The 7,915-nt window shown below is 70.0% G+C and carries 8 protein-coding genes and 1 pseudogene; 4 read left to right on the top strand and 5 right to left on the bottom strand.

What is annotated here, in order from left to right; all coding sequences use genetic code 11:
• Positions 1 to 180: 180 nt before the first annotated feature.
• The gene (locus tag ACK4TT_RS18025; protein ID WP_409634954.1) at positions 181 to 627 is read right to left on the bottom strand and encodes a MaoC family dehydratase; all 447 of its coding nucleotides are present in this window, start codon (positions 625 to 627) and stop codon (positions 181 to 183) included.
• A gap of 48 nt (positions 628 to 675) precedes the next feature.
• Positions 676 to 2,217, bottom strand: a complete 1,542-nt coding sequence (locus tag ACK4TT_RS18020; RefSeq protein WP_409634951.1) for an acyl-CoA synthetase — start codon at positions 2,215 to 2,217, stop codon at positions 676 to 678.
• A 145-nt stretch (positions 2,218 to 2,362) separates the two neighbouring features.
• Here ACK4TT_RS18020 and ACK4TT_RS18015 point away from each other — a divergent pair, with 145 nt between their 5' ends.
• The 3 genes from ACK4TT_RS18015 to ACK4TT_RS18005 all read left to right on the top strand — a co-directional run bounded on the left by ACK4TT_RS18015 (position 2,363) and on the right by ACK4TT_RS18005 (position 4,707).
• Positions 2,363 to 3,247 carry a crotonase/enoyl-CoA hydratase family protein gene (locus ACK4TT_RS18015; RefSeq protein ID WP_410213608.1) on the top strand — a complete coding sequence of 295 codons (885 nt, stop codon included), beginning with the start codon at positions 2,363 to 2,365 and terminating at the stop codon, positions 3,245 to 3,247.
• Between the two features lie 356 nt (positions 3,248 to 3,603).
• Positions 3,604 to 4,023, top strand: a complete 420-nt coding sequence (locus tag ACK4TT_RS18010) for a MucR family transcriptional regulator (RefSeq protein ID WP_309089424.1) — start codon at positions 3,604 to 3,606, stop codon at positions 4,021 to 4,023.
• 195 nt (positions 4,024 to 4,218) lie between these two features.
• Complete coding sequence (locus tag ACK4TT_RS18005) at positions 4,219 to 4,707, top strand: PAS domain-containing protein (protein ID WP_409641622.1); 489 nt, start codon at positions 4,219 to 4,221, stop codon at positions 4,705 to 4,707.
• A 9-nt stretch (positions 4,708 to 4,716) separates the two neighbouring features.
• On the opposite strand, the gene ACK4TT_RS18000 is transcribed toward ACK4TT_RS18005, so the two are convergent.
• The gene (locus ACK4TT_RS18000; RefSeq protein ID WP_409641619.1) at positions 4,717 to 5,142 is read right to left on the bottom strand and encodes a SufE family protein; all 426 of its coding nucleotides are present in this window, start codon (positions 5,140 to 5,142) and stop codon (positions 4,717 to 4,719) included.
• Positions 5,143 to 5,197: 55 nt separating this feature from the next.
• A complete protein-coding gene (locus tag ACK4TT_RS17995; RefSeq protein ID WP_409641617.1) occupies positions 5,198 to 5,965 on the bottom strand; it encodes a sensor histidine kinase in 768 nt (255 codons plus the stop codon).
• A 170-nt stretch (positions 5,966 to 6,135) separates the two neighbouring features.
• Between ACK4TT_RS17995 and ACK4TT_RS17990 the strand changes: the two genes are divergently transcribed.
• Positions 6,136 to 7,800, top strand: coding sequence for a sensor histidine kinase (locus tag ACK4TT_RS17990; protein WP_410213607.1), 1,665 nt, complete (start codon positions 6,136 to 6,138; stop codon positions 7,798 to 7,800).
• 9 nt (positions 7,801 to 7,809) lie between these two features.
• Here the strand turns inward: ACK4TT_RS17990 and ACK4TT_RS17985 are convergent.
• A pseudogene (locus ACK4TT_RS17985) lies at positions 7,810 to 7,915 on the bottom strand (IS5/IS1182 family transposase); the annotation flags it as partial.

Here is a 7,915-nt window from a genome sequence, read left to right as displayed (position 1 = left end):
GCGGCTTCAGCCGCGAGAACTGCTCGTCGCTCAGCCAGAATTCCGTCATTCCCGCTCTCCTCTGAGAGCTTGAAGCACTGTTCGGCCAAGTCCGGAATCCCGCTTATGGGTCCAGACCCTAACCCAACGAAAAAGGGGCGCGATCGCTCGCGCCCCTCGTTCCCGCCGATGCGGGAGACCTCAGCCGTAGACGATGCTGATCGTCTCGGCGACGCAGGCCGGGCGCTCCTCGCCCTCGATCTCGATGGTGCACTCGTTCTTGATCTGCATGCCGCCGGCCTTGGGCTCGGCGCCGATCAGCTTCTGGCGCAGGCGCACGCGCTTGCCGACGCGCACCATATTGGTGAAGCGCACCTTGTCCGAGCCGTAGTTGATGCCCCGGGTCACGCCCTTGATCGGCAGGAGGCCCTGGCTGAGGAACGGGATCAGCGACAGCGTCAGATAGCCGTGGGCGATCGGCCCGCCGATCTCCTTCGTCGCGCGTTCGACGTCGACGTGGATCCACTGGTGGTCGCCGGTGGCCTCGGCGAACTGGTTCACCCGCTCCTGGGTGATCTGCAGCCAGTCCGACACGCCCACTTCCTGGCCGACCAGTCCGGGCAGATCCTTGATCTCGACGGGGTTCATTCCTCGCTCCTTCGACACGTAAGGTTTGGCCTGACCGTCTAGCACGGCTCAGACGATCTTCGAGCCTTCCTTGCCCCAGTAGGCGTCGCGGATCAGGCGCTTGTAGAGCTTGCCCGTGGGATGCCTCGGCAGCTCCTGCATGAAGTCCAGCTTGCGGGGCGCCTTCACGTGGCTGAGGTTCGCCCGCGCATAGGACAGGAGTTCGTCGCGCAGGGCGTCGCCGGCGTCGGCCCAGTCGGCCGGCTGGATCACCGCCACCACCTCCTCGCCCATCTCCTCGTGCGGCGCGCCCACCACGGCCACGTCGGCGACCTTGGGGTGGCCGATCAGCAGGTTCTCGATCTCCTGCGGGTAGATGTTCACCCCGCCCGAGATGATCATGAAGCTCTTGCGGTCGGTGAGGTAGAGGTAGCCCTCCTCGTCCATCCAGCCCACGTCGCCGAGCGTCGTCCAGCCGTACTTGTTGGTGCCTTCGGCCACCTTCTCGGGCGCATTGTGGTAGCTGAGCGGCGGCCCGTTGGCGAAGTGCACCACGCCCTCCGTCCGGGGCGGCAGGGGCTCGCCGTCCTCGCCGCAGATGCGCAGCTCGCCCAGCACGGCCTTGCCGACCGAGCCCTTGTGGGTCAGCCACTCCTGGGAGCTGATGAAGCAGAAGCCGTTGCCCTCGGTGCCGGCGTAGTACTCGTAGATCACCGGGCCCCACCAGGCGATCATCTGCTCCTTCACGGGGATGGGGCAGGGGGCGGCGGCGTGCACCGCCGACTTCATCGAGCTGACGTCGTACTTCGCCCGCACCGCCTCCGGCAGCTTCAGCATCCGCACGAAGTGGGTCGGCACGAACTGGCCGCAGTCGGCCTTGTACTTCTGGATCAGCTCCAGGGCGTGCTCGGGATCGAACTTCTCCATCACGATCACGGTGCCGCCCAGCTTCTGCACGGTCATGCACCAGCGCAGCGGGGCGGCGTGGTAGAGCGGCGCGGGCGAGAGGTAGGTGCAGCCCTCCCGGAAGCCGAACAGGCCCTGGGCCATCATCTGCAGGGCGTTGGGGGCGTCGATCGGCTGGCCGGTCAGCGGCGGCTTGACGCCCTTGGGCCGGCCGGTGGTGCCCGACGAATAGAGCATGTCCGAGCCCGCGGCCTCGTCGGCGATCGGCGTCGTCGGGAACTTCGCCCGCGCCGCCTCGAAGCTCTCGTAGGGCGCCCGGGCCTCGCCCACCATGTAGAGCTTCACCGACTTGGGCAGCACGTTCGGCAGCTCGTCCACCACCGGGCCGACCCCGGCCGAGGCGATCAGCACCTGCGCCCCGCAGTCGCCCACGATGTAGTCCACCTCCCCGGCGGTCAGCTTGGACGAGATGCAGGTGTAGTAGAGGCCGGCGCGCTGGGCGGCCCAGGCGATCTCGAAGTATCGGGGATTGTTGTCCATCAGGATGGCGATCACGTCGCCGACCTTCAGGCCCAGCGAACGGAACAGGTGCGCGCCCTGGTTCGACCGCTCTTCCAGCTCGCGGTAGGTCACCGTCTCGCCGGTGGAGCCCATGATGTAGGCGGCCCGGTCGGGCTGGGTCTTGGCGTGCGTCGCCGGATGCATGGTCGTTCACTCTCCCAGGGGCGGGTTCCGGCGCTGGCCGGTCCCGCCAATGTCTGTTTCTGGTCGATCAATGCGGGCCTTGACCTACGGTCCGTCAAGCAGCGCCCATTGCCGCAGAGACGCCAGACACAAGAGGAAGACGCCCATGGCCCAGCCGACCTTCGAGACCCTTGGCTACGCGGTGGAGGACGGCGTGGCCGTGGTCACGCTCAACCGGCCCGACAAGCTGAACGCCTTCAACACCCAGATGATGAAGGACCTGATCGCCGTCTTCGACGTGACCGACGCCGACGACGCGGTGCGCGCGGTGATCGTCACCGGAGCCGGGCGGGCGTTCTGCGCCGGGGCCGACCTGTCGGCCGGCGGCGACACCTTCGACTACGACTCCCGGGGCGGCGAGGCGCTGGCGGCGCGCCAGCGCGACGGGGTCCAGCGCGACGGCGGCGGGCTCCTGACCCTGCGCATCTTCGACAGCCTCAAGCCGGTGATCTCGGCCTGCAACGGCGCGGCCGTGGGCGTGGGCGTGACCATGCAGCTCGCCATGGACATCCGGCTGGCCTCCACCGACGCCCGCTACGGCTTCGTCTTCGCGCGGCGGGGCCTCAATCCCGAGGCCGCCTCGTCCTGGTTCCTGCCCAGGCTGGTGGGCGTCCAGACGGCGCTGGAGTGGTGCTACACCGGCCGCATCTTCCCGGCCCAGGAGGCTTTCGAACGGGGCCTCGTCCGCTCGCTCCACGCGCCGGAGGACCTGCTGCCCGCCGCCAGGGCCCTGGCGCGCGAGATCGCCGACAACACCGCCCCGGTCTCGGTGGCGCTGACCCGCCAACTCATCTGGCGCATGGCCGGGGCCTCGCATCCCATGGTGGCGCACATGGCCGACAGCCGGGGCATCCAGGCTCGCGGCAAGTCGGGCGATGCGCGGGAGGGGGTCACTTCGTTCCTCGAAAAGCGTCCGCCCCACTATCCGGACCGGGTCTCGACCGACCTGCCCGATATCTGGGCCCAGTGGGAGACGCCTACCTTCCGCTAGAGCCTTATCCCGTTCAAATGGGATCATTTGAACGGATCTGATCGCAAAAACGGGTGTCCACTTTTGCGGATCGCGCTCTTAGGCGCGCGTCAAGCGCGAGTGTGTGCCACCAAAGGTTGATTTTTGCGGACGTTCGCCTGGAGCGAGACGTTTATATTCTCGCGTTACGGTTGGCCTGGGGACGGAATGCCAACGCCAAGCATTGTTTTCCCAGGCTGGTCTTGATCTTTCGCATATGAAAGCGACGTAAGCTCTAATTCAGTGTTGTGCGGCGCGGACGTTCCAGATAATGAGCGCCTACTTTTCTAATGATTCACTGCTGCAGCCCTAGGGCGCGGAGCTTGCGGAACGGAAGAATGGACGAGAAGTCGGAAGTCATCGAGATGACGGCGGACATTGTCTCCGCCTATGTCGGCAACAATACGGTCGCGGCCGCTGATCTGCCCGGCCTGATCCAGAGCGTCCACCGGGCGCTGGCGGGCGTGTCCTCGGGCGCGGAAGCCGTCGAGGCCCAGCCGAAGGAGCCGGCCGTGCCGATCCGCCGGTCGATCACCCCGGACTACCTCGTCTGCCTCGAAGACGGCCGCAAGTTCAAGTCGCTGAAGCGGCACCTGCGGACCAAGTACAACATGAGCCCCGAGGAATACCGGGCGAAGTGGGGCCTGCCCAAGGATTATCCGATGGTCGCCCCGAACTACGCCAAGGCGCGCTCGGACCTGGCCAAGCAGATGGGCCTGGGCCAGGGCGGCCGCCAGGCTCCGCGCAAGAAGCGCTGAGGCCGGCAGCCTCCGCCGCGCGGAGGTCGACCTATACAGTGTTCGGACGCCCGCCGGTCTCCGGCGGGCGTTTGCGTTTCAGTCTATCGCCACGCTTTTTCTTGAGTGGCGCCATCATTTGGCCTTGCCGCCGATTCGCGCATCAGGCGATAAGTGATTCGTCGTGATTCCAAGTAGTTCGACGGGAATCTGTTGATGGCGGCGCAGATCGGAGCCCCGGCGGCGGCCATCCGCGCGCATGAGGAGCTCTTCGCTTACTGGAGCTCCCTGCGCCGAGGCGCGGGCCTGCCCGCCCGCGCCGACATCCACCCCGCCCACTTCAAGCGCCTGCTGCCGACCATCAGCCTGATCGACGTCGTTCCGGGCGCCCCCGTCGACTACCGCATCCGCCTGGCCGGCACCGGGCTCTACACCGTCTACGGCCGCGAGATCACCGGCCGGCGGCTCGCCGAGGTCTACAACACCGCCGCCGCCGACTACTGGCGCAGCGAACTGGGCAAGGTGGCGGCCGAGGGCCGTCCGGGCGTGGGGATCCACAACCTCGCCTGGCGGGGCGCCTCGCACCTGTCGATCGTCTGGCTGCGCCTGCCGCTGGCCTCGAACGGCCGGGACGTGGACATGATCCTGGGCTACGACGCCGTGGTCGGCCTGGCCCAGGTCCCGACCGGCATCCGCGCGGCCTGAAGCCGCGCCTCAGGCCGCCGCCGCCAGCTCCGCGTCGCGCCGGATGCGCTGGACCATCGAGGCCAGCCCGTTGGACCGCTGCGAGGACAGGGCGCCGGTCAGCCCCAGGGCCTCGAAAGCCGCCTTGGCGTCGAACGCCAGGATCTCGCCGGCCGGCCGCCCCGAATAGAGCCTGAGCAGGATGGCGATCAGCCCGCGCACGATATGGGCGTCGGAATCGCCCCGGAACGCCAGGCGGCCGCCCTCCTCGGGCTCGGTCACCAGCCACACCTGGCTCGCGCAGCCCCGCACCTTGTTGGCCTCGGACCGCTCGGCGTCGGTCAGCGGCGCGAGATCCCGGCCCAGCTCGATCACATAGCGGTAGCGCTCCTCCCAGTCGCCCAGGAGGTCGAACTCGTCCTTCAGCTCGCTCAGCGTGTCGTCGATGGCGGACATGGCGTCCGCGACTTAAGGGCGGGGACCCGCCTCCGCAACCGCGATCAGGCGCCGATCAGGCCGCGGGCAGGCGGATGCCGGCGGTCACGCCCCGGCCGGGCTTGGAGGCGATCTTGAGCCGCCCGCCCATGGCCCGGCAGGTCAGGTCGGCGATCGACAGGCCCAGGCCCGCGCCCTCGGCGCTGCGGGTCAGCGCGTTCTCCCCCTGCTCGAAGGGCGCCATCAGGCGGGGCAGGTCGGCCGGGTCCAGGCCCTCGCCCTCGTCCCGCACGACGATCTCGACGGTGGAGCCCAGGGCCTGGGCGCTGATGCGCACCGTCCCGCCCTCGGGTGAGAAGACCACGGCGTTGTGGACGATCTGGAAGAGGGCGCTTCTCAGGCCGCGCGGGTCGGCCGAGACCGCGGGCAGGTGGTCGCGGCCCGCCACTTCGACGGCGACCCCGCGCGCGGCCACCTCCTCGGCCACGCCCGCCAGCACCTCGTCGATGGCGGCCTCCAGCGGCTCGGCCTGAGGCTCGAATGGCGGGGCGTCCCCCTGCAACCGCGCGATCTCCAACACCTGATTCACAAGTTTCAGGAGTTTTTGCCCGCTGCCGCGGATGATCTCGGCGTATTCCTTGTACTGAGGCGCGCCCAGGGGCCCGTAGAGTTCGGAGGCGAGAATCTCCGAGAATCCGAGGATCGAATTGAGCGGCGTGCGCAACTCGTGGCTGACCATCCTGAGGAACGAGCGCTTCTGCTCGTCGCCGGCGGACTCGTCGGCGGTCGTGGCGCGCCGCGCAGCGCGGGGCGGGAGGCGTCGGAGGTGAGCCGCTGGGGGCATGGAAGGGCCGCGGGCCTGCGCTGTCGGGATGTCGATCCTGGCGCGGCGCGCTTACGATTTCCTTATCCGGCGAGCGCAGGATCGCGTCAGGCGCGAGCCGCCTACCCGTTCAGCGGGCGGACGGCTAAGCTCCGGCGGATCGCTGTTCAGGGGGGCCTGAAAGGCTAACCGTGCCCTACGTCCGCGCCACATCGAGGAGGAAGGCCCGCCGCTTCGGCGAGCATCGCTTCGCCGTGGCCTGGCACGCGGTCTTCGGCGTCGCCGCCCTCATCGGCGCGGCGGGCGCGGCGTGGGCCACCGATGGCTTCTCCAGCCTGGGCGCCGAGTCGGCCCCCCTGGCGGCCGTCGCCGCGGCCGGGCTTCTCGGCGCCGTCCTCGCGGGCCTGGGCGCCACGGGCCGCACCGTGGCCGTCGTGCTGTGGGCCGCCGCCGCCGCCGTGGCTTGCGCCATGACCGGCGGGACGGCCGGGCCGCTCGCCGCCCTGTGCCTGGCCCCGATGGGCGCGGCCGCCAGCTTCCGCAAGCGGGCCTTCCTGGCCCTGGGCGCCGCCGCCTCGGTCGCCGCCGCCGCCGCCGCCGCGCTGGCCGGGGCGCTGGCCGACCTGCCGCAGCCGTCGCCCGAGCTGTCGCCCTGGCTCAGCCTGTTCGCCATCGCCGCGACCGTCGTGGGCCTCGCCGCCGGGCTCATCGGCCTGCAGGGCGCGCAGGCCCGCGAGGCCCGCCGCCAGCTCGACGTCGAGCTTGAGCTGCGCGAGATCCTCGACCACCAGCCCCAGCTCCTTCTCACCCTCTCTCCCGCCGGCCGGATCCTGAACGCCTTCGGCCCGCCGCTGCTGGGGGGCGAGCCGCGCCGGCTGCGCGACCGTCAGCTCACCGACCTCGTGGCCCTGGATTACACCGTCGCCGTGGACGAGGCGCTGCAGGCCGCCGCTCGCGACGGCTCGGCCGAGGTCTCGTTCGCGCCGGCCCACGACGCCGAGGGCTGGCTGGAGCTCTCTCTGACGCGCCTGGGCGCCAGCCGCATCGGCGCCGCCGTCCGCGACGCCCGGGCCCAGCGCGCCCGCGAGGCCGAGCTGGACCGCGCGCGCCAGTCGGCCGAGCAGCAGAACGCCGGCAAGTCCCGCTTCCTCGCCAACATGAGCCACGAGCTGCGCACGCCGCTCAACGCCATCATGGGCTTCTCCGACATCATGCGGCAGCGCCTGTTCGGCCCGCTCGCCGACCGCTACGCCGAATACGCCGAGCTGATCCACGAGAGCGGCAGCCACCTGCTGGAGCTCATCAACGACGTGCTCGACATGTCCAAGATCGAGGCCGAGCGCTTCGAGCTGGCGCGCGAGGACTTCGACGTGCGCGACGCGATCACCGCCGTCGTGCGCCTGATGCGCGGCCAGGCCGAGCGGGCCGGCGTGGCGCTTCGCACCGTCCTGCCGCCCGAGGCGCTGGAGATCGACGCCGACCGCCGGGCGCTCAAACAGATCACCCTGAACCTCGTCTCCAACGCCCTGAAGTTCACGCCGCGCGGCGGCTCGGTGACGGTGACCGCCCAGGCCTCGGGCGGGGGGCTGGAGCTGATCGTGGCCGACACCGGCATGGGCATCGCGCCCGCGGACCTGGAGCGCCTGGGCCGCCCGTTCGAGCAGGCCGGCGACGCCGAGCAGCGCAAGTCGGGCTCGGGCCTGGGCCTGTCGCTGGTGCGGGCCTTCGCCACCCTCCACGGCGGCGAGATGAGCATCGAAAGCACCGTGGGCGGCGGGACGGCCGTCACCGTCCGCATGCCGGTGCTGATCCCCCAGGACGAGGCGCCGCCGGCGCCCGCGGTGTCGGAAGCCTAGGGTCCAGCCTCATAACCACCAGATGACGATGGCGGCGAGGCAGACGGCTGCGGCGTAGGTGCAGGCGAGCTTGTCGTAGCGGGTGGCGATGCGTCGGAAGTCCTTGAGGCGGCAG

The organism is Phenylobacterium sp., assembly GCF_046463815.1.
GTDB lineage: Bacteria > Pseudomonadota > Alphaproteobacteria > Caulobacterales > Caulobacteraceae > Phenylobacterium.
The sequence above is the reverse complement of the archived record's forward strand: the minus strand, read 5'-3'. Positions and strand labels throughout refer to the sequence as shown.

What these genes read in the sequence shown, in the direction of transcription:
- ACK4TT_RS18010 (WP_309089424.1), top strand. Translation starts at nt 3,604, where the DNA reads ATGGACGAGAAGTCGGAAGTCATCGAGATGACGGCGGACATTGTCTCC.
- ACK4TT_RS18005 (WP_409641622.1), top strand. Translation starts at nt 4,219, where the DNA reads ATGGCGGCGCAGATCGGAGCCCCGGCGGCGGCCATCCGCGCGCATGAG.
- ACK4TT_RS18015 (WP_410213608.1), top strand. Translation starts at nt 2,363, where the DNA reads ATGGCCCAGCCGACCTTCGAGACCCTTGGCTACGCGGTGGAGGACGGC.
- ACK4TT_RS18025 (WP_409634954.1), bottom strand. Translation starts at nt 627, where the DNA reads ATGAACCCCGTCGAGATCAAGGATCTGCCCGGACTGGTCGGCCAGGAA.
- ACK4TT_RS17995 (WP_409641617.1), bottom strand. Translation starts at nt 5,965, where the DNA reads ATGCCCCCAGCGGCTCACCTCCGACGCCTCCCGCCCCGCGCTGCGCGG.
- ACK4TT_RS18000 (WP_409641619.1), bottom strand. Translation starts at nt 5,142, where the DNA reads ATGTCCGCCATCGACGACACGCTGAGCGAGCTGAAGGACGAGTTCGAC.
- ACK4TT_RS18020 (WP_409634951.1), bottom strand. Translation starts at nt 2,217, where the DNA reads ATGCATCCGGCGACGCACGCCAAGACCCAGCCCGACCGGGCCGCCTAC.